The organism is Pseudomonas sp. DL (assembly GCF_047199225.1).
GTDB lineage: Bacteria > Pseudomonadota > Gammaproteobacteria > Pseudomonadales > Pseudomonadaceae > Pseudomonas > Pseudomonas aeruginosa.
Genome location: NZ_CP178323.1, coordinates 1,383,961 through 1,408,361 on the forward strand (window position 1 = coordinate 1,383,961; position 24,401 = coordinate 1,408,361).

The 24,401-nt window shown below is 67.8% G+C and carries 22 protein-coding genes; 10 read left to right on the plus strand and 12 right to left on the minus strand.

Annotation, left to right across the window (positions count from 1 at the left end; genetic code table 11):
* The first annotated feature begins 29 nt into the window (after positions 1–29).
* Complete coding sequence (locus ACI766_RS06505) at positions 30–815, plus strand: class I SAM-dependent methyltransferase (protein ID WP_023087096.1); 786 nt, start codon at positions 30–32, stop codon at positions 813–815.
* 28 nt (positions 816–843) lie between these two features.
* Complete coding sequence (locus tag ACI766_RS06510) at positions 844–2,121, plus strand: cytochrome P450 (RefSeq protein ID WP_003117476.1); 1,278 nt, start codon at positions 844–846, stop codon at positions 2,119–2,121.
* A 6-nt stretch (positions 2,122–2,127) separates the two neighbouring features.
* Here ACI766_RS06510 and mexL read toward each other — a convergent pair whose 3' ends face one another.
* Positions 2,128–2,766: an efflux system transcriptional repressor MexL gene (mexL, locus tag ACI766_RS06515; RefSeq protein ID WP_003092468.1), complete on the minus strand. Its 639-nt coding sequence runs from the start codon at positions 2,764–2,766 to the stop codon at positions 2,128–2,130.
* Positions 2,767–2,861: 95 nt separating this feature from the next.
* On the opposite strand from mexL, the gene mexJ reads away from it, so the two are divergent.
* Together mexJ and mexK are read left to right on the plus strand one after the other, a co-directional pair.
* A complete protein-coding gene (mexJ, locus tag ACI766_RS06520; RefSeq protein WP_003113855.1) occupies positions 2,862–3,965 on the plus strand; it encodes a multidrug efflux RND transporter periplasmic adaptor subunit MexJ in 1,104 nt (367 codons plus the stop codon).
* 4 nt (positions 3,966–3,969) lie between these two features.
* The gene (mexK, locus tag ACI766_RS06525; RefSeq protein ID WP_003117477.1) at positions 3,970–7,047 is read left to right on the plus strand and encodes a multidrug efflux RND transporter permease subunit MexK; all 3,078 of its coding nucleotides are present in this window, start codon (positions 3,970–3,972) and stop codon (positions 7,045–7,047) included.
* A 40-nt stretch (positions 7,048–7,087) separates the two neighbouring features.
* On the opposite strand, the gene ACI766_RS06530 is transcribed toward mexK, so the two are convergent.
* The 3 genes from ACI766_RS06530 to plsB all read right to left on the minus strand — a co-directional run bounded on the left by ACI766_RS06530 (position 7,088) and on the right by plsB (position 10,951).
* Complete coding sequence (locus ACI766_RS06530) at positions 7,088–7,768, minus strand: DUF4197 domain-containing protein (protein ID WP_003098644.1); 681 nt, start codon at positions 7,766–7,768, stop codon at positions 7,088–7,090.
* Positions 7,769–7,904: 136 nt separating this feature from the next.
* Complete coding sequence (locus tag ACI766_RS06535) at positions 7,905–8,303, minus strand: YbaY family lipoprotein (RefSeq protein WP_003098642.1); 399 nt, start codon at positions 8,301–8,303, stop codon at positions 7,905–7,907.
* A 143-nt stretch (positions 8,304–8,446) separates the two neighbouring features.
* On the minus strand, positions 8,447–10,951 hold the full coding sequence (gene plsB / locus ACI766_RS06540; RefSeq protein ID WP_003113856.1) for a glycerol-3-phosphate 1-O-acyltransferase PlsB: 2,505 nt from the start codon (positions 10,949–10,951) through the stop codon (positions 8,447–8,449).
* Between the two features lie 283 nt (positions 10,952–11,234).
* Between plsB and ACI766_RS06545 the strand changes: the two genes are divergently transcribed.
* The 4 genes from ACI766_RS06545 to ACI766_RS06560 are packed head-to-tail and all read left to right on the plus strand — an operon-like array spanning position 11,235 to position 15,731.
* Positions 11,235–12,158 (plus strand): ABC transporter ATP-binding protein, encoded by a 924-nt coding sequence (locus ACI766_RS06545; protein WP_003122138.1) that lies wholly within the window; start codon positions 11,235–11,237, stop codon positions 12,156–12,158.
* Positions 12,155–12,889 carry an ABC transporter permease gene (locus tag ACI766_RS06550; RefSeq protein WP_023087097.1) on the plus strand — a complete coding sequence of 245 codons (735 nt, stop codon included), beginning with the start codon at positions 12,155–12,157 and terminating at the stop codon, positions 12,887–12,889. The genes ACI766_RS06545 and ACI766_RS06550 overlap by 4 nt, the downstream gene beginning before the upstream one ends.
* Positions 12,890–12,899: 10 nt before the next feature.
* Positions 12,900–14,747, plus strand: coding sequence for a GldG family protein (locus tag ACI766_RS06555; RefSeq protein ID WP_023087098.1), 1,848 nt, complete (start codon positions 12,900–12,902; stop codon positions 14,745–14,747).
* A 3-nt stretch (positions 14,748–14,750) separates the two neighbouring features.
* Positions 14,751–15,731 (plus strand): DUF4340 domain-containing protein, encoded by a 981-nt coding sequence (locus ACI766_RS06560; RefSeq protein WP_023119460.1) that lies wholly within the window; start codon positions 14,751–14,753, stop codon positions 15,729–15,731.
* A 6-nt stretch (positions 15,732–15,737) separates the two neighbouring features.
* On the opposite strand, the gene ACI766_RS06565 is transcribed toward ACI766_RS06560, so the two are convergent.
* The 5 genes from ACI766_RS06565 to ACI766_RS06585 all read right to left on the minus strand — a co-directional run bounded on the left by ACI766_RS06565 (position 15,738) and on the right by ACI766_RS06585 (position 19,504).
* Complete coding sequence (locus tag ACI766_RS06565; protein WP_010793364.1) at positions 15,738–16,160, minus strand: SufE family protein; 423 nt, start codon at positions 16,158–16,160, stop codon at positions 15,738–15,740.
* Positions 16,157–17,362 (minus strand): cysteine desulfurase, encoded by a 1,206-nt coding sequence (locus ACI766_RS06570; protein WP_003098634.1) that lies wholly within the window; start codon positions 17,360–17,362, stop codon positions 16,157–16,159. Before ACI766_RS06570 ends, ACI766_RS06565 begins: the two co-directional genes overlap by 4 nt.
* A gap of 94 nt (positions 17,363–17,456) precedes the next feature.
* On the minus strand, positions 17,457–18,491 hold the full coding sequence (gene dapD, locus ACI766_RS06575; RefSeq protein WP_003092431.1) for a 2,3,4,5-tetrahydropyridine-2,6-dicarboxylate N-succinyltransferase: 1,035 nt from the start codon (positions 18,489–18,491) through the stop codon (positions 17,457–17,459).
* A 29-nt stretch (positions 18,492–18,520) separates the two neighbouring features.
* Positions 18,521–19,144: a LysE family translocator gene (locus ACI766_RS06580; RefSeq protein ID WP_004345492.1), complete on the minus strand. Its 624-nt coding sequence runs from the start codon at positions 19,142–19,144 to the stop codon at positions 18,521–18,523.
* Between the two features lie 12 nt (positions 19,145–19,156).
* On the minus strand, positions 19,157–19,504 hold the full coding sequence (locus ACI766_RS06585) for an ArsC family reductase (protein WP_087823911.1): 348 nt from the start codon (positions 19,502–19,504) through the stop codon (positions 19,157–19,159).
* A gap of 302 nt (positions 19,505–19,806) precedes the next feature.
* On the opposite strand from ACI766_RS06585, the gene ACI766_RS06590 reads away from it, so the two are divergent.
* Positions 19,807–20,160, plus strand: coding sequence for a YkgJ family cysteine cluster protein (locus ACI766_RS06590; protein WP_003092421.1), 354 nt, complete (start codon positions 19,807–19,809; stop codon positions 20,158–20,160).
* 14 nt (positions 20,161–20,174) lie between these two features.
* Here ACI766_RS06590 and ACI766_RS06595 read toward each other — a convergent pair whose 3' ends face one another.
* Both ACI766_RS06595 and ACI766_RS06600 read right to left on the minus strand, forming a co-directional pair.
* On the minus strand, positions 20,175–20,468 hold the full coding sequence (locus ACI766_RS06595) for a hypothetical protein (RefSeq protein ID WP_003098613.1): 294 nt from the start codon (positions 20,466–20,468) through the stop codon (positions 20,175–20,177).
* A 321-nt stretch (positions 20,469–20,789) separates the two neighbouring features.
* The gene (locus ACI766_RS06600; RefSeq protein WP_016263170.1) at positions 20,790–21,149 is read right to left on the minus strand and encodes a hypothetical protein; all 360 of its coding nucleotides are present in this window, start codon (positions 21,147–21,149) and stop codon (positions 20,790–20,792) included.
* A gap of 237 nt (positions 21,150–21,386) precedes the next feature.
* On the opposite strand from ACI766_RS06600, the gene ACI766_RS06605 reads away from it, so the two are divergent.
* Positions 21,387–23,132 carry a Na+/H+ antiporter gene (locus ACI766_RS06605; RefSeq protein ID WP_003109341.1) on the plus strand — a complete coding sequence of 582 codons (1,746 nt, stop codon included), beginning with the start codon at positions 21,387–21,389 and terminating at the stop codon, positions 23,130–23,132.
* Between the two features lie 49 nt (positions 23,133–23,181).
* On the opposite strand, the gene dapC is transcribed toward ACI766_RS06605, so the two are convergent.
* Positions 23,182–24,390 carry a succinyldiaminopimelate transaminase gene (gene dapC, locus ACI766_RS06610; RefSeq protein ID WP_016263171.1) on the minus strand — a complete coding sequence of 403 codons (1,209 nt, stop codon included), beginning with the start codon at positions 24,388–24,390 and terminating at the stop codon, positions 23,182–23,184.
* Between the last annotated feature and the right edge of the window lie 11 nt (positions 24,391–24,401).

A 24,401-nucleotide genomic window follows, 5' to 3' on the forward strand; every position in this document is an offset into this window, starting at 1 on the left:
TCCGCGCTTTCCCCGACGATTGCCCGACCATGACCGATTCCGCCGCTCCTCGCCTGCATGTCCAAGCCCTGTCCGCCGGTTGCGCCGAGGCTGCGCGGCGCTGGGCGGAGCGGCTCGGCCTGCCGCTGGCGGCGGACGACGAGGCGGAGTTCGCCGTGCAGGTCGGCGAGCAGGGCTTGCAGGTCTTGCAACTGGGGGCGGACTCCCCCGGTCCGGTGCGGGTCGATTTCGTCGAGGGCGCCAGCGCCCACCGGCGCAAGTTCGGCGGCGGCAGCGGACAGATGATCGCCAAGGCGGTCGGCGTCCAGCCAGGCATCCGTCCGCGGGTCCTGGACGCCACGGCCGGCTTGGGCCGGGATGGGTTCGTCCTCGCCAGCCTGGGCTGCGAGGTGACCCTGGTCGAGCGCCAGCCGCTGATCGCCGCCCTGCTCGAGGATGGCCTGGAGCGCGCCCGGCGCGATCCCGACGTGGCGCCGATCGCCGCGCGGATGCGTCTGCTCGGCGGCAACTCGGCGGACCTGATGCGCGTCTGGGATGGCGAGGCGCCGCAGGTGATCTACCTCGACCCGATGTTTCCCCATCGCGACAAGAGCGCATTGGTGAAGAAGGAAATGCGTCTGTTCCGGCCGCTGGTGGGCGACGATCTCGACGCCCCGGCGCTGTTGCAGGCGGCCCTGGCCCTGGCCAGCCACCGGGTGGTGGTGAAGCGCCCGCGCAAGGCGCCGATCATCGAAGGGCCCAAGCCCGGCTATAGCCTGGAAGGCAAGTCCAGCCGCTACGACATCTATCCGAAGAAGGCCCTGGGCAAGGGCTGAGTGTCGACACCGCAGGGAGGCGGCGAGCATGCAGCAGACCATCGATTGTCCGATTCGCCGGCGCCTGGCGCACCTGCCCTGGGCCAACGACGGGCGTGCCGGTGTCCGCCACTGGCTGGAGATGCAGCGCGATCCGCTGGCCTGGTTGCAGAAGATGCACGTCGCGCAGCCGGACCTCGCGGTTGCCCGCATGGGCCCGCAGCGCCTCTGGTGCCTGTTCCATCCGCAGGCGGTGCAGGAATTGATGGTCGATCGCCGCGATGACCTGCAACGCTGGCAGCCGGCGCTGTGCATGCTGAAACAGTGGAACGGGCGCAGCTTCATGATGCGCGAGGGCGCCCCCGCCCAGGCCCGGCGCAAAGAAGTACGGCCGCACCTGGCGCCGCCGCCGGCCAGCGAGGTTCGCCGCCTGGCCGCGGAGTGGGGCGAGCGGGTGGAGGAGGGGCGCGAATACGACCTCGACCTGGAAATGGCTGCGTTCAGCGTCACCCTCAGCGGTCACGCGCTGTTCGACGTCGACCTGCAACCGTCGGCCTATCGGATCGCCAAGGCGGTGCGCCTGCTGTCACGGGTGGCATTGCTGGAAATGAGCACCGGCCTGCCGCTGGGCCACTGGTTCCCGAGCAAACTGTGCCCGCGCAAGCGCTGGGCGCTGGGCCAGTTGCGCGAGGCGGTGGGCGAGGTGGCGGAGCGCTCGCCGCGGCCGCTGGCGGACCTGCGCGATGAACTCTGCACCCTGCTCATGGCGTCCCACCAGTCCACCGGCGTGACCCTGACCTGGAGCCTGTTGCTGCTGGCCCAGCGTCCCGAGTTGCTCGCGCGGCTACGCGCCGAGCTGGCGCGAGTGAATTGGACGGCGATCCGCTCGGTCGCCGACCTGCGCGATTGCGCGCTGCTCAGGGCGGTCCTGCAGGAGTGCCTGCGCCTGTACCCGCCGGCCTACGGCCTGGCGCCGCGGCAGGTGACGGCGGACATCGAGGTGTTCGGCCAGCGGCTGAAGCGCGGCGACGTGACCATGGTCTCGAGCTGGATCACCCAGCGCGATCCCCGTTGGTTCGAGGCGCCGCTGGAGTTCCGTCCCGAGCGCTTCCTCGAACCGGCGCGCTGGCCGCGCGGCGCCTACTTCCCCTTCGGCCTCGGCGACCGCGCCTGCCCCGGCACCGCGATGGCGATGATCGATCTGGCGGCGGCGCTGGCCTACTGGGTCGAGCACTGGGACATCATGCACGACGGCGACCTGGCGCCGCGCGGCTGGTTTTCCCTGCGTCCGCAGCGAGCGCGGGTGCGTTTCCGCCGTCGCGCCTGAGCTGCCTCAGCCGCCCGCGGCGAAGGCGCGCAGGAACAGCGCCACCACTTCTTCCACGTGCCGCTCGCCTTCGGCCTCGTCCAGCGGTTCGGCGCAGCCGATCAACAGACGGTAATTGGCGCAGCCCTTGACCAGCATGAAGAAGTGTTCGGCGGCGTGGCGCGCGTCCGGGAACGCCAGCTTGCCGCTGCGGCGGGCCTGCTCGAGGAGGCGTTCCATCTCGTCGATCACCTGCTTCGGCCCGGCCTCGAAGAACAGCTCGGAAAGCTTGGGGTTCTGCCCGGCCTGCGCGGCCATCAGGCGGGTCAGGGCGATCGCCTCGTGGCTGTTGATCAGCCGGTGGAAGCCGCGGGCGATATTCAGCAGGACCTTTTCCAGTGGCGCGCCTTCGGCCAGCTGGAAGTACAGGGCGGGAAGCTGCTCGGCGCACTTGGCCTTCACCGCTTCGCTGAACAGGGTTTCCTTGTCGGTGAAGTGGCTGTAGACGGTGAGCTTGGAAACGCCGGCTTCCGAGGCGATGGCTTCCATGCTGCTGCCGTCGTAGCCGTTGCAGAGGAACAGGCGCTTGGCCGCCTCGAGAATGGCTTCCCGTTTGGCCGGGTCCTTGGGCCGGCCGGGACCGACGGAGGAGGTGGATTCTGACATGCGCTTATACAATTGAAATACTGGACTGATGGGTTCTGTATTTTTACTATACCGCCCAGTATAAGAACTCGAACGCAGTTTGCGGAAGGTGTCACATGTACCGCCATATCCCGCTCGTCGCCCTGTCCCTGTTTTCCTCCCTGTTCCTCGCCGCCTGCGGCAACGGCACGCCGCCGCCAGCCGCGGCGCGTCCGGCGATCGTCGTCCAGCCCCAGCCGGCGGGGGAGGTGAGCCAGGCCTTTCCCGGCGAGATCCGCGCCCGCCACGAGCCGGAGCTGGCCTTCCGCATCGGCGGCAAGGTCATCCGCCGGCTGGTGGAAGTCGGCGAGCGGGTAAAGAAGGACCAGCCCCTGGCCGAACTCGATCCCCAGGACGTGCGCCTGCAACTGGAGGCGGCGCGGGCCCAGGTCAGTGCCGCCGAGGCCAACTTGCAGACCGTGCGCGCCGAGTACCGGCGCTACCGCACCTTGCTCGACCGCAACCTGGTCAGCCATTCCCAGTTCGAGAACATCCAGAACAGCTACCGCGCCGGCGAGGCGCGGCTGAAGCAGATCCGCGCCGAATTCAACGTCGCCGACAACCAGGCCGGCTACGCCGTGCTGCGCTCGCCCCAGGATGGCGTGATCGCCAGCCGGCGCGTCGAGGTGGGCCAGGTGGTGGCGGCCGGACAGACGGTCTTCAGCCTGGCCGCCGACGGCGAACGCGAGGTGCTGATCGGCCTGCCGGAACACAGCTTCGAACGTTTCCGCATCGGCCAGCCGGTGTCGGTCGAACTCTGGTCGCAACGCGACAGACGCTTCGCCGGGCATATCCGCGAGCTCTCGCCCGCGGCCGATCCGCAATCGCGTACCTTCGCCGCCCGGGTGGCCTTCGACGACCGCGCGACTCCGGCCGAACTGGGCCAGAGCGCGCGGGTCTACGTCGCCGCCGCCGAGGCGGTGCCGTTATCGGTTCCCTTGTCGGCGCTGACCGCAGAGGCCGGCCAGGCGTTCGTCTGGGTGGTCGAGCCGGGCAGCTCGACCCTGCGCCGGCAGGCGGTGCGCACCGGTCCCTATGCCGAGGACCGGGTGCCGGTGCTCGAAGGCCTGAAGGCTGGCGACTGGGTGGTGGCCACCGGGGTCCAGGTGCTTCGCGAAGGGCAGCAGGTGCGTCCGATCGACCGGGCCAACCGCACGGTGAAACTGGCGGCCAAGGAGTAGTCGCATGTCCTTCAACCTTTCCGCCTGGGCGTTGCAGAATCGCCAGATCGTCCTGTACCTGATGATCCTGCTTGGCGCGGTCGGCGCGCTGTCCTACAGCAAGCTGGGGCAGAGCGAAGACCCGCCGTTCACCTTCAAGGCCATGGTGGTGCAGACCAACTGGCCGGGCGCCAGCGCCGAAGAGGTGGCCCGGCAGGTCACCGAGCGTATCGAGAAGAAGCTGATGGAAACCGGCGACTACGATCGCATCGTGTCCTTCTCCCGCCCCGGCGTCTCGCAGGTGACCTTCATGGCCCGCGAGGACATCCATTCCAGCGAGATCCCCGAACTCTGGTACCAGATCCGCAAGAAGATCAGCGACATTCGCGCCACCTTGCCGCAAAGCATCCAGGGCCCGTTCTTCAACGACGAGTTCGGCACCACCTACGGCAACATCTATGCGCTCACCGGCAAGGGCTTCGACTACGCGGTGATGAAGGACTATGCCGACCGCCTGCAACTGCAATTGCAGCGGATCAGGAACGTCGGCAAGGTCGAGCTGATCGGCCTGCAGGACGAGAAGATCTGGATCGACCTGTCCAACACCAAGCTGGCCACCCTCGGCCTGCCCCTGGCGGCGGTACAGAAGGCGCTGGAGGAACAGAACGCGGTGGCCTCCTCCGGGTTCTTCGAGACCGCCAGCGACCGCGTGCAGTTGCGCGTTTCCGGGCGTTTCGATTCGGTGGAGGAGATCCGCGACTTCCCCATCCGCGTCGGCGACCGCACCTTCCGCATCGGCGACGTGGCCGAGGTTCGCCGCGGCTTCAACGATCCGCCGGCGCCGCGCATGCGCTTCATGGGCGAGGACGCCATCGGCCTGGCGGTAGCGATGAAGCCGGGCGGCGACATCCTGGTGCTGGGCAAGGCCCTGGAAACCGAGTTCGCCCGCCTGCAGCAGTCGCTGCCGGCCGGACTGGAACTGCGCAAGGTGTCCGACCAGCCGGCGGCGGTACGTACCGGGGTCGGCGAGTTCATCCGGGTGCTGGCCGAGGCGCTGGTGATCGTCCTGCTGGTGAGCTTCTTCTCCCTCGGCCTGCGCACCGGCCTGGTGGTGGCGCTGTCGATCCCGCTGGTGCTGGCGATGACCTTCGCCGCCATGCATTACTTCGGCATCGGCCTGCACAAGATCTCCCTCGGCGCCCTGGTGCTGGCGCTGGGATTGCTGGTGGACGACGCGATCATCGCGGTGGAGATGATGGCGGTGAAGATGGAGCAGGGCTACGACCGTCTCAAGGCGGCCGCCTTCGCCTGGACCAGTACCGCCTTCCCGATGCTCACCGGCACCCTGATCACCGCCGCCGGCTTCCTGCCGATCGCCACCGCGCAGTCCGGCACCGGCGAATACACCCGCTCGCTGTTCCAGGTGGTGACCATCGCCCTGGTGGTCTCCTGGTTCGCCGCGGTGGTCTTCGTTCCCTACCTGGGGGCCAAGCTGCTGCCGGACCTGGCCAGGTTGCACGCGCAGAAGCACGGCGGCAGCGCCGATGGCTACGATCCCTATGCTACGGCCTTCTACCAGCGCTTCCGGCGTCTGGTGGAGTGGTGCGTGCGCTACCGCAAGACGGTGATCGTCCTGACCCTCGCCGCCTTCGTCGGCGCGCTGCTGCTGTTCCGCCTGGTGCCGCAGCAGTTCTTCCCGCCCTCGGCGCGCCTGGAGCTGCTGCTGGACATCAAGCTGGCGGAGGGCGCCTCACTGCGCTCTACCGGCGAGGAAGTCCAGCGCCTGGAAAAAATGCTGCAGGGCCATGACGGCATCGACAACTACGTGGCCTACGTCGGCACCGGCTCGCCCCGCTTCTACCTGCCGCTGGACCAGCAATTGCCGGCGGCCAGCTTCGCCCAGGTGGTGGTGCTGGCCAAGGACCTGGAGAGCCGCGAGGCGCTGCGCAAGTGGCTGATCGAGCGGATGAACGAGGACTTCCCGCACCTGCGCAGCCGCATCAGTCGCCTGGAAAACGGGCCGCCGGTGGGCTATCCGGTGCAGTTCCGGGTTTCCGGCGAGGACATCCCGCAGGTTCGCGAACTGGCACGCAAGGTCGCCGACAAGATGCGCGAGAACCCGCACGTGGTGAATGTGCACCTGGATTGGGAAGAGCCGAGCAAGGTGGTGTACCTGAGCATCGACCAGGAGCGCGCCCGTGCCCTGGGGGTGAGCACCGCCAGCCTGTCGCAGTTCCTGCAGAGCGCGCTGACCGGCTCGCACGTGAGCTTCTTCCGCGAAGACAACGAGCTGATCGAGATCCTCCTGCGCGGCACCGAGCAGGAGCGTCGCGACCTGTCGTTGCTGCCGAGCCTGGCGGTGCCGACCGAGAATGGCCGGAGCGTGGCGCTGTCGCAGATCGCTACGCTCGAATACGGCTTCGAAGAGGGCATCATCTGGCACCGCAACCGCCTGCCGACGGTCACCGTGCGCGCCGATATCTACGACGATTCGCTGCCGGCGACCCTGGTCGCGCAGATCGCCCCGACCCTGGAACCGATCCGCGCCGAGCTGCCGGACGGCTACCTGCTGGAGGTGGGCGGCACGGTGGAGGACGCGGCGAAGGGCCAGAGTTCGGTGAACGCCGGCGTGCCGCTGTTCATCGTGGTGGTGTTGAGCCTGCTGATGGTGCAGTTGCGCAGCTTCTCGCGGATGGCGATGGTATTCCTCACCGCACCGCTGGGCCTGATCGGCGTGACCCTGTTCCTGCTGCTGTTCCGCCAGCCGTTCGGCTTCGTGGCGATGCTCGGGACCATCGCCCTGGCCGGCATGATCATGCGCAACTCGGTGATCCTGGTGGACCAGATCGAACAGGACATCAGCCATGGACTGGATCGCTGGCACGCCATCATCGAGGCTACCGTGCGGCGTTTCCGGCCCATCGTGCTGACCGCGCTGGCGGCGGTGCTGGCGATGATCCCGCTGTCGCGCAGCGTGTTCTTCGGGCCGATGGCGGTGGCGATCATGGGCGGGCTGATCGTCGCCACCGTGCTCACCCTGCTGTTCCTGCCGGCGCTCTATGCCGCCTGGTTCCGCGTGAAGAAGGACGAGGCGCGGGCCTGACGGGAGAAGGGGACGGGGCGATCGCGCCCCGTCCGTCGGCTCACCTGGCCGCGCCGAAGACCTTCTTGGCCAGGCCGGTGGCGGCAGCCGCCGGGTTCTGGCGGATGCTCTTCTCCTGCCTGGCGATCATCTCGAAGAGCCCGTCGAGGGCCTGCTCGGTGACATAGCCCTCGACGTTGGCGCTCTTCGCATCGACCACCCCAAGGGTCGCCGCCTGGCTGGCGAAGGCGTTGTACTGCTTGACCAGGCCGACCTCGTCGGTGGCCTGCTTGACGATCGGCAGGAACTTCGCGCGCAGCTGTTCGCGGCTGGACTTGTCCAGGTATTCGGTGGCGGCGTCGTCACCGCCCTTGAGGATGCCCTTGGCGTCGGCCACGGTCATCTTCTTCACCGCCTCCACCAGCAGGCCCTGGGCCTGCGGCACGGCAGCCTCGGCGGCGCGGTTCATGCTCGCCTCGAGCTGGTCGACCTGGGCGCCCATGCCGAACTGCTTCATCAGCTTCGCCGCCTTGCCCAGCTTGCCGGGCAGTTCGATGCGCACGTCCGGGTTGTTGTTGAAGCCGCCCGGCTGGCCAAGCTGGCGGACGGCGATCTGCGCGCCCTGGGTCAGGGCGTCCTTCAGGCCGCTGGAGGCGTCGTTCTGCGACAGGTCGGCGAGGGACAGGGCGAGGGCGTTGGCCGAGAGCAGCAGGCCGGCGCAGAGGGCAGTGAGTCGGAACATGACAGCGTCCTTGATGTGGAACGTACGGGGTATCCGGCCGCTCGTCGTGAGGTGGATCGGCAACCGGTAGCGAATAGGAGGTGGAGTGTACTGGAGGGAACCGCCGGTTCGCACCGGCGGCATGCCGCGGTGTGCTTCAGCGCGCCGATTCGACCTGCACGCGATAGGGCTGCGGGTCGCTGCCGTCGAGTTTCACCGAGTGGCGGGTGGTGTTGATGAACAGCAACTGGCCGTTCAGCTCGATGCGCGCGCTCACCGCATAGCTGTGGCCCGGCTTGACCTGCTTCGGGTCGTACTCCAGGTGGAACGCCAGCGGCACCTGGCTGGTGATCTCGCGGGTCTGGCTGGCCAACTGCACCGAGGGGGCGTCGGCCAGGGACACGTCTTCCAGGCTCACGCTCAGGCGCGCCGAGGGCGGCAGGGCGATACGCTCGCGGTAGAAGACCTCACCATCGAAGCTGGCGTTCGAAGTCGATTGCTGGGTACCGCAGCCGGCGAGAATGCTGGCGGCGAGCAGCAATGGCAGTTTTTTCATGGGAGCCTCCTTTCAGACGGAACAAAAAAACGAGCGGGCCTCTGACCCGGGAAACCAGCATAGGTTGCCGGGCCGGAACAGGGAAAGGTCGCAGGATATTTCAGCGGAGCGACGCCCGTCCCTCGCGGGGCGGGCGCCGGGCTTCAGTTGGCGGCCGCGTCGTTGCTTTCGGCGGCGGCTTCCTCGGCGGGGCGCTCCAGCGCCACCTGGCGGATCGACAGACGGATCTCCGCCGGCAGCACGCGCTTGGCGGCGCCTTCGGCCAGTTCGCCGAGCAGTTCGTGGTAGCTCAGCTTGCCGGCCTCGTCCTTGCGCAGCACGCGCAGGTCGAGAAGGGTCTGGATGAAGTGGCGGAACAGGCTCTTGTCGAAGAACTCCGGGGCGTTCAGGCCATGCAGGATCGACAGGCGTTGGGCCATCACGGTGCAGAGGTTCTCCAGTTCCTCGGCGGTCAGGGCGTTCTGCCCGGCGTTGAGCAGCAGGGCGATGGCCATGTAGAAGCGCTGCAGGGTCTGGGTTACCGAACGAGCGAGGAGGATCAGCAGCACGTATTGCCGCGAGCTTGGCGCCGGGCGGATGAAGGTGTCGTTCTCCTGGCGCAGCAGGTCCTGTTCCACCAGGGCCGCCAGCCACTGGTCGATCACCGCGTCGAGTTCGTCCAGGCTCCAGCGGATGAACAGTTCCGCCTGCAGGTAGGGATAGAGCGCGCGGGCGAAGCGCAGCAACTGTTCGCGGCTGATCCGCGAGTTGCTCTGGAAGAAGCTGGCGATCAGCGCCGGCAGGGCGAAGACGTGGAGGACGTTGTTGCGGTAGTAGGTCGCCAGCACCGCGTTCTGTTCGTCGAGATAGAGGATGCGGCCCAGCGCGTCCTTCTGCTCGGCCAGCAGGTTCATGCTCTTCACGTATTCGATCAGGGCCTGGCCGTCGCCGTCCGGCAGGGTCGCGCTGGGCGAGTAGGGCACCTTGCGCAGCAACGCCAGGTAGAGGTCGAGGATTCGCGCCAGGGCGCTTTCGTCGAGGGCCTGGCGGCTGGTGGAGAGCAGCGCCAGGGCGACCAGGTTGACCGGGTTGATCGCCGCCGCGTCGTTGAGGTGGCGGGCGACGTCCTTGGCCAGCAGGTTGGTGGTCTGCGGCAGCCAGTCGGGGCGGTATTCCGGGCCGAGGTCCTGGTCCTGCCAGTCGGGCTGGTGGCGGTCGAGGAACTGGTCGAGATGGATCGGCTCGCCGAAGTTCACCCAGACCTGGCCAAAACGCTGCTTCAGGGCGCCGACCACCTTGAACAGGTCGAATATCGACTCCTTCTTCTTGGTCGCGCCGCGCAGTTCGCCGAGGTAGGTGCGGCCTTCCAGCACGCGCTCGTAGCCGATGTAGACCGGCACGAAGACGATCGGCCGGCGCGAGTCACGGAGGAAGCTGCGCAGGGTGATGGCGAGCATGCCGGTGCGTGGGTGGAGCATGCGCCCGGTGCGCGAACGGCCGCCCTCGACGAAGTACTCGGTGGAGAAGCCGCGGGAGAACAGGGTGTGCAGGTACTCGTTGAACACCGCAGTGTAGAGCTGGTTGCCCTTGAAGCTGCGGCGCATGAAGAAGGCCCCGCCGCGGCGCAGGATCGAGCCGATCACCGGCATGTTCAGGTTGATCCCGGCGGCGATGTGCGGCGGGGTCAGGCCGTTGCGGAACAGCAGGTAGGAGAGCAGCAGGTAGTCGATGTGGCTGCGGTGGCAGGGCACGTAGACGATCTCGTTGCCCTGGGCCACGTCCTGCACCCGCTCGATGTGGTTGACCTTGACACCTTCGTACAGCTTGTTCCAGAACCAACTGAGGATGACTTCGAGGAAGCGGATCACCGGATAGGAGAAGTCCGAGGCGATTTCATTGGCGTAGCGCAGTGCGATGCCTTCGGCCTTTTCCTGGGATATCCGTTCGCTCTCGCATTCCTCGCTGATCGCCTGGCGTACCAGCGGCGCGCGCAGCAGGCCTTTGACCAGGTTGCGGCGGTGCGACAGGTCGGGACCGATCACCGCGGTCTTCAGGTTGCGGAAGTGCACCCGGAGGATACGGTTGACCATGCGCAGCGTGCGTTCGTGGCCCTTGCCCTGTTCCACCAGCTCGCGCAGGTGGATCGGCGCGGAGAACTGCACGCGGGTCTTGCGTCCGAGGATCAGGATACGCGCCAGCTTGCGCAGGCGCCCGGTGACCGCCCAGTTGTCGGCGAACAGCAGCTTCCAGGGGCTCGATTCGCTGTCCGGCGATTGTCCCCAGAACACGCTGACCGGAATGATCTGCGCGTCGTCGAGACCGTTCTGGCCGACCGCGGCGAGCATGCGCACCAGGGTCGGCGAGGCGCCGCGCTTATCCTGGCGGCCGAGCCAGTCGGGTTCGGGCGTCAGGTAGAAGAACGCCGCCGGCTCGATGGCGTCGCCTACCGCTACCGGCATCACCGGACGCGGCAGCCCGGCCTTGCGGCATTCGGTATCCACTACCGCGAGATCGCTGACCGAAGGCTGTTGCAGCACGTAGAGCACCGGCTTGCTGCGGTCGATCTTCAGGGTGAAGGCCGATTGGTTGATGGTTTCCGAGCGTACCCAGAGGTACAGCAGGCGGCGCAGGGCGCCAAAACCAAAGCGGCGGAAAGGGTAGCGGGGCATACGGTGTCTACTGGCAGTTGATCGGGACCCGGCGTGACGGGCGCGGCTAGTTTGCCGCAATCCCCGGAGGGCCGCAAAAGAACGCAACGCGTCCTACGGCGAACGGCGGCGAACAGGTTGCGAATGTAGAACCTTCGGCAGGCGTTCGGGTTCTGTCACGTTTTGCCAAGGTTCTCCCGATGCCCCGTATTGCCAGGCGGCGGGGCGCTTCGGCTATAGTCCCTGCGCGTTTTTCGCGGCCCTGGCCGGACATGGCGGCGGCCGCCGGAACAGGTAGGGGACCATGATCGAAACAAGAAACCTCGGCAAACGCTTCGGCTCGCGGGTGGCGGTGGACGACCTGTCCTTCCAGGTGGAGACGGGGGAGGTACTGGGCTTCCTCGGTCCGAACGGCGCCGGCAAGTCCACCACCATGAAGATGCTCACCGGCTTCCTGGCGCCCAGCGCCGGCACCGCGAGCATCTTCGGCTTCGACATCCGCAACCGCACGCTGCAGGCGCAGCGGCTGATCGGCTACCTCCCGGAAGGTTCGCCCTGCTACGCGGAAATGACCGTGCAGGGCTTCCTCGATTTCATCGCCGAGATCCGTGGCTACCGTGGTGCCGGCAAGCGCGAGCGGGTCGCCCGGGCACTGGGGCTGCTGGAACTGGACGAGGTGCGCCGGCAGACCATCGAAACCCTCTCCAAGGGCTTCCGCCGGCGTGTCGGCCTGGCCCAGGCGATCCTCCACGAACCGCGGGCGCTGGTGCTCGACGAGCCCACCGACGGGCTCGATCCGAACCAGAAGCACCAGGTCCGCGAACTGATCCGCGGCCTCGCGCAGGAGCGCATCGTGATCATCTCCACCCATATCCTCGAGGAAGTCTCGGCGCTGTGCAGCCGCGCCCTGGTGATCGGCGGCGGGCGGCTGCTGGCGGACAGCACGCCGCTGGAGCTGGCCAGCCGCTCGCGCTACCACCAGGCGGTGACGCTCTACAGCGACGAGCCCCTGGATGCCGTGGCGCTGGCGGTGCTGCCGGGCGTGGCGGGCATCGAGGAGAACCCCGCCGAAGGCAGCCTGACCGTCCTGGCGCAGCCGGGCGCGGTGATCTTCCCCCAGGTCAGCGGGCTGGTCGCCGAGCGCGGCTGGCGGATCCGCGAACTGGACGTGGAGCGCGGCCGGCTCGACGAGGTATTCCGCAACCTGACCCGGGGGACGGAGGCATGAAGCAACTGCCGGTGATCTTCAAGCGCGAGCTGGCGAGTTATTTCGCCACGCCGCTGGCCTATGTGTTCATCGTGATCTTCCTGGTCCTGGCGGGTGTGTTCACCTTCTACCTGGGCAACTTCTACGAACGCAACCAGGCCGACCTGGCCTCCTTCTTCGCCTTCCATCCCTGGCTCTACCTGTTCCTGGTTCCCGCGCTGGCCATGCGCCTTTGGGCGGAGGAGCGCAAGTCCGGCTCGATCGAGCTGCTGATGACCCTGCCGCTGACCCGCTTCGAAGCCGTGGCCGGCAAGTTCCTGGCCGCCTGGGCGTTCGCCGGAATCGCGCTGCTGCTGACCTTCCCCATGGTGCTCACGGTGAACTACCTGGGCGAGCCGGACAACGGTGCGATTCTCGCCGGCTACCTGGGCAGTTGGCTGCTGGCCGGCGGCTACCTGGCCATCGGTTCGTGCATGTCGGCCCTGGCGAAGAACCAGGTGATCGCTTTCATCCTCGCCGTGGCCGCCTGCTTCCTGTTCATGCTCAGCGGCGTTCCGCTGGTGCTCGATGCGTTCAGCCAGTGGGCGCCGCAGTGGTTGCTCGATGCGGTGGCCTCGCTGAGCCTGCTGACCCGCTTCGATGCCGTCAGCAAGGGCGTCATCGACCTGCGCGACCTGCTGTATTTCGTCAGCCTGATCGTCGCCTGGCTGGCCGCCACGGCGGTGGCGGTCGAGCTGAAGAAAGCCGAATGAGGGGGAGTCGATGAAACGCGTGTTGTCCTCTGGCGCCGGGCTGTTGCTGATCGCGCTGGCGTTCCTGGCCTTCAACATGGTCTCCGGCCTGCTGTTCAGCGGCGCGCGGCTCGACCTGACCGAGCAGAAGCTCTACACCATCAGCCCCGGCACCAAGCGGATCCTGGCCGGCCTCGACGAGCCGATCAACCTGTACTTCTTCTATTCGGATAGCGGTGCCCGGGAACTGGTGCCGCTGCGCAACTACGCCAGGCGCGTCGAGGAACTGCTGCGCGCCTACGAGCGCGAGGCGAATGGCAGGATTCGCCTGCAGGTGATCGATCCCGAGCCGTTCTCCGAGAACGAGGACAAGGCCGCCGAGTTCGGCCTGCAAGGAATTCCCCTGCAGCAGGGCGGCGACAACCTGTACTTCGGCCTGGCCGGCAGCAACGCCCTGGACGGAGTCCAGGTCATACCCTTCTTCCCGCTCGATCAGGAGGAGTTCCTCGAATACGACATCAGTCGCCTGGTGCAGACCCTGGCCCAGCCGCAGCGGCCGGTGGTCGGCCTGATGTCGTCGCTGCCGCTCAATGGCGGCTTCGACATGGCCAGCCGGCAGCCGACCTCGCCGTGGATGGTCATGGAGGAAATCCGCCAGCAATTCGACCTGCGCAGCCTCAAGAGCGATGCCACGGAAATCCCGCCGGAGGTCTCGGTGCTGCTGCTGGTGCATCCCAAGCAGTTACCCGAGCAGACGCTATACGCCATCGACCAGTTCGTCCTGCGCGGGGGCAAGCTGCTGGCGTTCGTCGACCCCTTCAGCGAGGCCGACAGCGGCAGCGATTTCGCCGCTACGCTGGATGGCGACAAGTCGTCCGACCTCGCGCCGCTGTTCGAGGCCTGGGGGCTGCGGCTGCTGCCGGGCAAGGTGCTCGGCGACGGCGCCTATGCGATGTCCATCAGTCTTGGCCGGGACCAGCGTCCGGCCCGGCATCCGGCCTGGCTCAGCTTGCCGCGCGAGGCGCTGGACCAGGACGACATCGCCACTGCCGGCCTGGAAAGCCTGACCCTGGCGACGCCCGGTATCCTCGAAAGGCTCCCCGGAGCGAGCACCAGCTTCACCCCTTTGCTGCAAAGCTCGACCCAGGCGATGCCATTCGACGCCTCGCGCTTCGGCCTGCTGCGCGACCCCGGCGATCTGATGCGCGAGCTGCGCCCGAGCGGCCGACGGCATACTCTCGCCGCCCGTATCCAGGGGCCGGCGAAGAGTGCCTTCGCGGAGGGCATTGAGGGGCATCGGGAAGGCCTGAAGGAGGCGCGCAACATCAATGTCATCGTCGTGGCCGATACCGACCTGCTCAGCGATCGCATGTGGGTCCAGGTGCAGGACTTCTTCGGCCAGCGCGTGCCGCAGCCCTGGGCCGACAACGGCGCACTGGTGGTCAACGCGCTGGACAACCTGTCGGGCACCGACGCGCTGATCAGCGTGCGCTCCCGCGGCCGGTTCAGCCGGCCGTTCGTGGTGGTCGAGCGCCTGCAGCGCGAGGCCGAGACGAGCTTCCGGCAGAAGGAGGAGCAGCTCAAGCAGCGCCTCGCCGATACCGAGCAGCAACTCGCCGCCCTCCAGCAGGGTGCCGACCCGGAGAAGGCCGTCGAACTGACGCCCGATCAGCAGGCCACGGTGCGCCAGTACATGCAGGAGAAGCTGCGCATCCGCAAGGAGCTGCGCGAGGTGCAGTACCAGTTGAACGCCGATATCGACGCACTGGGCCGCACCCTGAAGCTGGTCAATATCGCCCTGGTTCCCTCGTTGCTCACGGTCGGCGTGCTGCTCGGCTGGCTCTGGCGGCGCCGGCGCATGGCCCGGGGAGGGCATTGACGCATGCGGCGCAATACGCTGATCGTCCTGCTGGCGCTGGTGGCGGCGCTGGCCGGAACCTTCGCCTGGCTGCAGCGCGAGCGCGCAGCCGAGGTACCTGCCTTGCCGGCGGCAGAGCGCTGGCTGCCGGAACTGGACAGCGCGACGCTGAGTGGCCTGCACATGCAGTTTGCCGACGGTTCGCCGGATATCCGGGTCGAGCGGCGTGCGGGCGCGTGGGTCCTGCCGGCCAAGGCCGACTATCCGGCCGACCGGCTACGCTTGTCGGCGCTGCTCGAGGCGTTGGCAGAGGCGCGCAAGGTCGAGGCGAAGAGCGCCAACCCGAAGAACCACGCGCTGCTTGGCCTGGCGGAGCGTGGCGAGGGGCAGGCGCTACGCCTGAGCCTGCATTGGCAGTCCGGCGAGCCTCTGGTGCTGCTGGTGGGCAAGGATGCGCAGCATGGCGGTAGCTTCGTACGACGATTGGGCGACTCGCAGGCCTGGCTGATCGACAAGCGCCTGCCGTTGCCGAACAACGAACTGGAGTGGCTCGACCGGCGGATCGCCACGCTGCCCTTCGCCCGGGTGCGCGAACTGCAACTGCGCTATCCGAAGGGCGAACGCCTGGATCTCTATCGCGACGACGCCGGGCAGCCGAACCTGCAGGTTCGGCAATTGCCCACAGGGCGCAAGCTGGCCTATGAGGCAGCGGCCAACGGCGCGGCGACGCTGTTCGCCGACCTGCGTTTCGCCGATGTAGCGCCGCTGGCGCAGGTGGGATTCAGGCAGGCGCCATTGCTCCTGGCGTTCAGCCTGCGGACGTTTTCCGGCGCGCGCCTGGATGGCGAGATTCGGCGCCAGGGCGAGCAATACTGGTTGTTGCCGAAGAGCGTCGAGGGCTTCGCCGAGGGCGAGGTCGCCGCCCATCCTGACTGGGCCTATCGGATCGAAGAGGACCGCTACCGCGCCCTGGCCCGGCACCTGCCGGAGCTGCTGGCGCGCTGAGCGGGCTCAGCCGGCGGTCTGGCCGGCCAGTTCGCGCATGCGTTGCAGCACGGCGTTCAGGCCGTTGCTGCGCGAGGGCGACAGTTGGCGGGAAAGACCCAGGCAGGTGAACCAGTCGTTGAGGTCCAGGCGCGCCAGTTCGCGGGTCTCGATGCCGTCGACCCGTGCCAGCAGCACCGCCAGCAGGCCGCGGATCAGGCGCGCGTCGCTGTCGGCACGGAAGCGCCAGTGGCCGTCGCGCTGCTCGCCGAGCAGCCAGACCAGGCTTTCGCAACCGTGCACGCGATGCTCTTCCTGGCGTTCGTGTTCCGTGAGCGGCGCCAGGCGCTCGCCCCATTGCAGCAGCAGACGCGCACGCTGTTCCCAACTGGCGGTGTGACCGAAGGCGTCCAGTGCCTCCTGGGCCTGTTCGGGGAGAACCGGGTTCATCGCAGCAACTCCAGTGAGCGGTCGAGGGCCAGGAAGAAGCGCTCCAGGTCGTCGGCATCGTTGTACAAGCCCAGCGAGACACGCAGGGCGCCGGGTACCTCGAGGCGTTGCAGCAGCGGCATCGCGCAATGGTGGCCGGCGCGCACCGCGATGCCCTGTTCGCCGAGCAGGTGGGCGAGATCGGCGACGTGCACGCCGTCGACGCAGAAGCTGGCCAGCGCCGCCTGCGGTTCGCCGAGCAGGCTGACGCCGTCGCGCGCCAGCAGGCCGGCGAGCAGGCGGGCGTGGAGGGCGCCTTCGTGGGCGGCGACTTCGGCTTCGTCCAGGGTGGCCAGCCAGTCGATGGTCGCGCCTAGGCCGATCGCCGCGGAAACCGCCGGGGTGCCCGCCTCGAAGCCGAGCGGAGCGGCATGGAAGCTGGCTTCGTGGAAGCCGGTGTGGCGTACCATCTCGCCGCCGAACTGCCAGTGCGCCAGTTGCTCCAGGGCCTGTGGGCGACCCCAGAGCACGCCGATGCCGTCGGGGCCGTAGAGCTTGTGGCCGGAGAATGCGTAGAAGTCGCAGCCCAGGCCCGGCAGGTCGTGGCGTCCGTGGACGCTGCCCTGGGCGCCGTCGACCAGGGTCCAGGCACCGCGCTCGCGGGCCAGCTGGATCAACTCCACCACCGGTTGCCAGGTGCCGAGAACGTTGGACAACTGGCTGATCGCCAGCAGGCGGGTACGCTCGCCGATGATATGGCGGGCCTGCTCCAGGTCGATCACCCCGCGCTCGTCCAGCGGCAACACGCGCAGGACCAGGCCGCGGCGCAGGGCCAACTGCTGCCAGGGAAGCAGGTTGGCATGGTGTTCCAGGGCACTGACCAGCAGTTCATCGCCAGGCCGGAAATGCCGCTCCAGGCCATAGGCCACCAGGTTGATCGCCTCTGTGGTGCCGCGGGTGAACAGTACCTCGGCCGGGTTGCCGGCGTGCAGCCAGTGGGCGACGCGGCTGCGCGCGGCCTCGAAGGCCCGGGTGGCGCGCTCGCCGGGGACATGTTGGGCGCGGTGGACGTTGGCGGCGCCGCCGAGGTAGTAGCCGTTCAGGGCGTCGAGTACGGCCTGTGGCTTCTGGGCGGTGGCGGCGCTGTCGAGGTAGGTCAGGCCTTCCGCGGCGAAGGCGGAAAAGGCCGGAAAGTCGGCGCGCCAGGGAGACGGCAGGGACATGGCGGACACTGTGCGAGGACGGTTACAGGGGAAAGGGTAGCGCACCCGGCGGCGCTGGCGAGCACCGTCGGGCGAGCGGGGAGGCGAGCTGGGCTCAGTTGTGCGCGTGCAGCGCTTCGTTCAGCTCGATGGCGGTCTTGTTGGTCTTGCACTCCACCGCACCGTTCTGCGAGTTGCGGCGGAACAGCAGGTCGGGCTGACCGGCCAGGTCGCGGGCCTTGACCACTTTCACCAGGGCGTTCTGCTCGTCGAGCAGGGCGACCTTGGTGCCGGCGGTGATGTACAGGCCGGCCTCGACGATGTTGCGATCGCCCAGCGGGATGCCGATGCCGGCGTTGGCGCCGATCAGGCAGCCTTCGCCGACGCTGATGACGATGTTGCCGCCACCGGAAAGGGTGCCCATGGTCGAGCAGCCGCCGCCCAGGTCCGACCCCTTGCCGACGAACACGCCGGCGGATACGCGGCCTTCGATCATGCCCGGGCCTTCGGTGCCGGCGTTGAAGTTGACGAAACCTTCGTGCATCACCGTGGTGCCTTCACCGATGTAGGCGCCCAGGCGCACGCGGGCGGTGTCGGCGATGCGTACGCCGGCCGGGACCACGTAGTCGGTCATCTTCGGGAACTTGTCGACGGAGAAGACTTCCAGCAGCTTGCCCTTCAGTCGCGCTTCCAGTTGCAGTTCGGCCAGTTCGGCCAGGTCCACCGCGCCGATGTTGGTCCAGGCCACGTTCGGCAGGAGCGGGAAGATGCCGCTCAGGTTCACAGCGTGCGGCTTGACCAGGCGGTGGGAGAGCAGGTGCAGCTTGAGGTAGGCCTCCGGGGTGGAGGACGGCGCGGCGTCTTCCGCCAACAGGGTGGCGACCAGCGGCTTCTGGCTTTCCGCCAGGCGCGAGAGCAGGGCCGACTGAGCGGCGTCGATACCCTTCAGGGCGTCGGCCAACTGGTAGGCCTGCTGCGAAGTGAAGGTCAGCGCCTGGTTGCCGGCTGCGTAGCCAAGGATCGGTGCGACGGCGGCGACGATTTCGCTCGAAGGCTTGAGCAGCGGCAGCGCGTAGAACACTTCCAGCCAGGCTTCCTGGCGGTTCTGGGTGCCGACGCCGAAGGCCAGGCTGAACAGGGATTGCGACATGTGGGTTTCCTCGAAACGGAGTGGAACGGTCAGGCCGGACGGCGGCTGAGCAGCAGGCCCAGTCCCGCGCTGCCGAGCAGCGCGGCGCAACCGCGGTTGAACAGACGCCGGGCCCGCTGGCCGGCGAGCAGCCGGCCGAGGTGGAGCCCGGCATAGGAATAAAGAGCGATGGCCAGCCATTCGAGCAGCAGGAATGCCGCTCCGAGCTGGGCGAACTGGGCGCCCAGCGGTTGGCCGGGATCGACGAACTGCGGCAGGAAGGCGGTGAAGATCAGGATGGCCTTCGGGTTGCCCGCCGCCACCAGGAACTCCTGGCGCCCCAGGCGCCAGAGGCTGGGACGCGCCGGGCTGGCTTCGTTCGCCAGTGGCTGCGCATCGGTCCGCCACAATTGCACCGCAAGCCACAACAGGTAGGCAGCGCCGAGCACCTTGATCGCCAGGAACAGCCAGGCCGAGGTGTGCAGCACCAGCGCCAGCCCGGAGGCGGCCAGGGCGAGCATGCCGGCGAATGCCAGCAGGCGCCCGCCGCCGGCCAGCGAGGCGGTGGCGAAACCGTGCCGGGCGGCGTTGTTCAGCGACAGCAGGTTGTTCGGCCCCGGCGCCAGGTTGAGGGCGAAGCAGGCGGGTACGAACAGGGCCCAGGCGACACTCATGCGGCCTCCCGCTCAGGCCAGGGCGACGGCGTAGGCGTCGGGCTTGAAGCCGACCAGCGTCCTGCCGCCCAGTTCCAGCACCGGGCGCTTGATCATCGACGGCTGGGCCAGCATCAGCTCGATCGCCTTGGCTTCGTCGAGATCGGCCTTCTGCGCTTCGTCGAGCTTGCGGAAGGTGGTGCCGGCGCGGTTGAGGACGGTTTGCCAGCCGTGCTCCGCGCACCAGCGCCGCAGGTGTTCGCGGTCGATGCCGACGGCCTTGTAGTCGTGGAAGTCGTAGGCGACCTTGTGCTCGTCGAGCCAGGTCCGAGCCTTCTTCATGGTGTCGCAGGCTTTGATGCCGTAGAGAACGTAGGTCATTGCTTCTCCCGAGGCCCGGGTCTTCCCGGGCCCTGCCGATAGGTCGCCGAAAGGTGATCGCTGGATTATGCCACGTCGTTCCGCCCCTGTGCGGTCTCGGGGCTACCGCGCTCGGGAGCGGCGTGACGGCAGATAGCCGTGGACGGGCGGGCGGACAGGGAGCCGGGCTGTTTCCCTGGCCGGGAACGGAGAGAGCGCAGGTTGAACAGGTCGATTCGGCTCGCTGGAGAGCATCCTTACCGGTACTTTCGGAATGCTCCGGTCCGCGCTGTACAATCCTTCCCCCGCCGAGGAGATTTCCCATGAGTTGCATCGGTCGCCAGATAGACCAATTACGCCTGCAGATACCGGGCTTCGCCTGCAAGCCCGGCTGCCACGATTGCTGCGGGCCGGTTACCGCCTCGTCGGAAGAGATGGCCCGCCTGCCGCTGAAGAGCGAGGCCGAACACGACGCCGCCCTGGCCGAGTGGAACTGCGTCCATCTCGGACCGAACGGCTGCGAGGCCTATGAGGAACGTCCGCTGATCTGCCGGCTGTTCGGCACCACGCCGAACCTGCCCTGCCCGGAGGGGCGGGGGCCCGAAGTGCCGGTGGCGGAGCAGGTGGAGCGACAGGTGCATGCGCTGATCGCCAGCACTCGCCAGGTGCTGGTGTAGCGGCCTGCCCGCCGCTAGGTTTCCGCGGTCTCGGTGGCGCGGGACTGCAGGGCCGGTTCGAAGGCTGGTTCGGGCGGCGTTTCCTCTAGGGGCATCGGCTCGTCCGCAGAGAGTTTCTGGAGAACCGCGGCGATCCGCTCGATGCTCTCTTCGAGCTCGAGCACCCGGTTGACCATGTACAGGATCATCTCCGGCGAACTCAGGTGCGCCAGCCGCATGGTCGCCTGCAAGTCGTCGTGGCGGTTGTCCCGGTCGGCCATCAGTGTTTCCGCCAGGCTCTTCAGCAACAGCATCTCGGCGCGCCTCATGGGCCGCTGCTCCGCGATTCCGCGGTAGGGGAAAAAGCTCGTTCCATCTCGCGACCTACCCGAAACGACTACATCCAAAGGTGTAATTCTACATTGCCATCACTTCGATCGTCGGACAATAGCCGCGTTCCAGACGCCTTGCACAGGTGACGAACGGGACTCGAAGCGGCCTGGTCTGCATGGCCGGGTGATGGGCGAGTTCCTTGATGCGGGGCGGCGGCTGTTTGGCGCAGGACAAAAAAAGCCCCGCCGGGTAGGCGAGGCTCAGGGGGAGAACAGCGTGCGGGGGCTCGCTGTCCGGGATGAATCGTCGTGGTGCGCTTAGCCGCAGGGCTGCTGCGGACCGCCGGTCATGCTCTCGACGCTGTCCAGCACGGCATGGCCCTTGCCGACCTTCTGCACGTCGTCGACGTCGCGCAGGATGCTGCCGCCGTCGCTCATCTGGTTGCGGGTCTTGATCAGGTTGGTGGTGATGTCCAGCAGGCTGCGACCGGTAGCGATCAGGTCATTGGTGGCGCTGGGGGTGCAAGGGGTGTTGGCGGAGGCGACCTGGGCCTGGCCGGGTTGCCCGGGCTGGGTGGTGCGGTAGCCCTGGGTCAGTGCGTTCTGCTGGAGGCAGCCGGAGGTGGCGGCGAACATCGAGGCGAGCAGCAGTGCGGAAGTAAGTCCCTTGCTTGTCATGGCGGCATTCCTTTGTCTGAGTGGGCGCTGCACCCCGTACTCCTTCGGGGCGTCGTCCTGGCCGACGCTACGGCGGGCCTGGACTGAAGGGGAGTGTAGGAGCGTCTCGCACCGCTATGAAATAGCTCGGATGTACTAGTGCGGGAACCTTGGCCGGGCGCCCCGGTCGTCGCCGCGGAGGGGGCGGACGCGCGGGGTAGAGCGGCGGGGCTAGGAAAGACCGTACGGATTGTGCGAATGTCGGATAGCTGCCTACCGATCGCGATGGTGCAATCGGCGCAGTCGCATCGTCCAGGGACGAAGCCGGAGATCCCCGCCCTCATGCAAACCGTGTACACCGTTCTGACCCTGCTGCTGGTCGTCGGCGCCACCCGCCTGGCTGCCCAGTTGCTGCCCTTGCCGCTACCGCTGATCCAGATCGCCGCCGGGGCCCTGCTGGCCTTGCCGTCCCTCGGGCTGCACATTGCCCTCGACCCGGAGCTGTTCCTCTTCCTGTTCATTCCGCCGCTGCTGTTCGTCGATGGCTGGCGTATTCCCAAGCGGGAAGTCTGGCGGATGCGCTGGCCGATCCTGATGATGGCGTTCGGCCTGGTGTTCTTCACCGTGGTCGGCGCCGGCTATTTCATCCATCTGCTGATCCCGGAAATTCCCCTGGCGGCTTCCTTCGCCCTCGCCGCCGTGCTGTCGCCCACGGACGCCCTGGCGGTCTCGGCGATCACCCAGGGGCGGCTGCCCAAGCGCCTGATGCACCTGCTGGAGGGCGAGGCGCTGATGAACGATGCCTCTGGCCTGGTGGCATTCAAGTTCGCCATCGCCGCGGCGATGACCGGCGTGTTCTCGCTGGTGGACGCCAGCCTCAACTTCCTCCTGGTCGCGGTCGGCGGCCTGGCCATCGGGGTGTTCCTCAGCTGGTCGCTGGGCCGCATCCGCGCCTGGATGATCTCCCGTGGCTGGGACGACCCGGCGACCCACGTGGTACTGATGCTGTTGCTGCCGTTCGCCTCCTACATGGTGGCGGAACACCTGGGCGTCTCCGGGATTCTCTCGGCGGTGGCGGCCGGCATGATGCAGAGCTGGGTCGACCTGCTGCCGCGGCAGACTTCCACGCGCCTGCTCAACCGCAGCGTCTGGTCGATGCTGGAGTTCGCCTTCAACGGCGTGGTGTTCCTGCTGCTCGGCCTGCAGTTGCCGGACATCATGAAGTCGGTGGCCAACCACCACGGCGACCTGCTCTGGCGTTCCTCGCTGCTGCTGGCCTACGTGGCGGCGATCACCGCCGTGCTGATGCTGATCCGCTACGGCTGGGTCTATGGCTACTGGAAGCTGTCGCTGCGCATCGATCGCTGGCGCGGCAAAAGCCCGCCCGGGCTGAGCGGCATCTCCCTGCGCCGTCTCTCCGCCCTCAGTGCATTGAGCGGCGTGCGTGGTGCGGTGACCCTGGCGGCGGTGCTGTCGGTACCGATGAGCCTGATGGATGGCAGCGCCTTCCCGCAGCGCGACCTGATCATCTTCATCGCCACCAGCGTGATCCTGATTTCCCTGATCGGCGCGACCATCGGCCTGCCGCTGCTGCTGCGCGGGCTGCCGGCGAGCAACAATGGCGCCCACGAGCGCGAGCGGCGCGAGGCCTGGCGCAAGACCGCGGAGGCGGCGATCCGGGCCCTGGAGAGCGAGGAACTGCCGCAGGTGGAAGGCAACGATGCGGCGAATACTTCGCGGGTCGCCGAGGCGCGTGCGCAGATCATGGCCGAATACCGCCAGTCGCTGGATACCGCACCGACCACCGATGAGGCCCGCGACCAGGCCCAAGCCCTGGAGATCGCCGACAAGGCCTTGCGCCTGAAGGCGTTGCGCGCGCAGCGCCTGGAACTGTACCGGCAGCGGCGTAACAACGAGATCGACGACGAGACCCTGGGCGACATCCTGCGCGAGCTGGACCAGCAGGAAAGCTGGCTGACCAATCGCTTCGCCCGCTGGGTGTGAACGAAAAGGGATCGCCGCGGCGATCCCTTTTCGTTTCTCCGCGCAGGCTTCAGCGCGCCCGCAGGTAGTCGCGGATGCGCTCGGCGGCTTCGACGCACTCGGCCAGTGATGCCACCAGGGCCATGCGCACGCGGTTGGCGCCGGGGTTCTCGCCGTCCACCTCGCGCGACAGGTAGGAACCCGGCACCACCGTCACGTGCTGCTGCTCGAACAGTTCGCGGGTGAATACGGTGTCGTCCACCGGGGTACGTGCCCACAGGTAGAAACTGCCGTCCGGGCGCTGTACGTCGAGCACGCCGTCGAGGATCGCCAGCACGGCGTCGAATTTCTCGCGGTAGAGGCTGCGGTTGGCGCGCACATGGACCTCGTCGTTCCAGGCGGCGATGCTCGCCAACTGGGTCTGCACCGGCATGGCGCAGCCGTGGTAGGTGCGGTAGAGGAGGAATTTCTTCAGGATCTCCGCGTCGCCGGCGACGAAGCCCGAGCGCAGGCCGGGCAGGTTGGAGCGCTTGGACAGGCTGTGGAACACCACGCAGCGGCTGAAATCCGTGCGGCCCAGCTCGGCGCAAGCGTTGAGCAGGCCGGGCGGCGGGGCGTTTTCGTCGAAGTAGAGTTCGCTGTAGCACTCGTCGGCGGCGATCACGAAGTCGTAGCGGTCGGCCAGGGCGATCAGCTTCTTCAGGGTCTCCAGCGGTACCAGGGCCCCGGTGGGGTTGCCTGGCGAGCAGAGGAAGAGAATCTGGCAGCGCTGCCAGGTCGCCTCGTCGACCGCGTCGAAGTCGGGGTTGAAGCCGTTTTCCTCGCGGCAGGGCAGGTAGTGCGGCACGGCTCCGGCGAGCAGCGCCGCGCCTTCGTAGATCTGGTAGAACGGGTTCGGGCTGACCACCAGGCCGGGCGCCTCGCCGGGCTCGCTGCGGCGGACCACGGTCTGGGTGAAGGCGAACAGCGCCTCGCGGGTACCGTTCACCGGCAGTACGTGGCGCGCCGCATCCAGCCAGCCGGCCGGCACCGAGAAGCGCCGCTCGCACCAGCGCGCGATGGCTTCGCGCAGGGCTGGCAGGCCGAGGGTGGTCGGGTAGACCGCGAGTTGGTCCAGGTTCTCCGCCAGGGTTTCGGCGACGAAGCTCGGCGAGCGGTGCTTGGGCTCGCCGATGGACAGTGCGATCGGCTTCAGCGTCGCGGGCGGCCGGGCGCCGCCGAGCAGGGCGCGGAGCTTCTCGAAGGGGTAGGGTTGGAGGTTGTCGAGTGCGGTATTCATGGCGTTGGCAA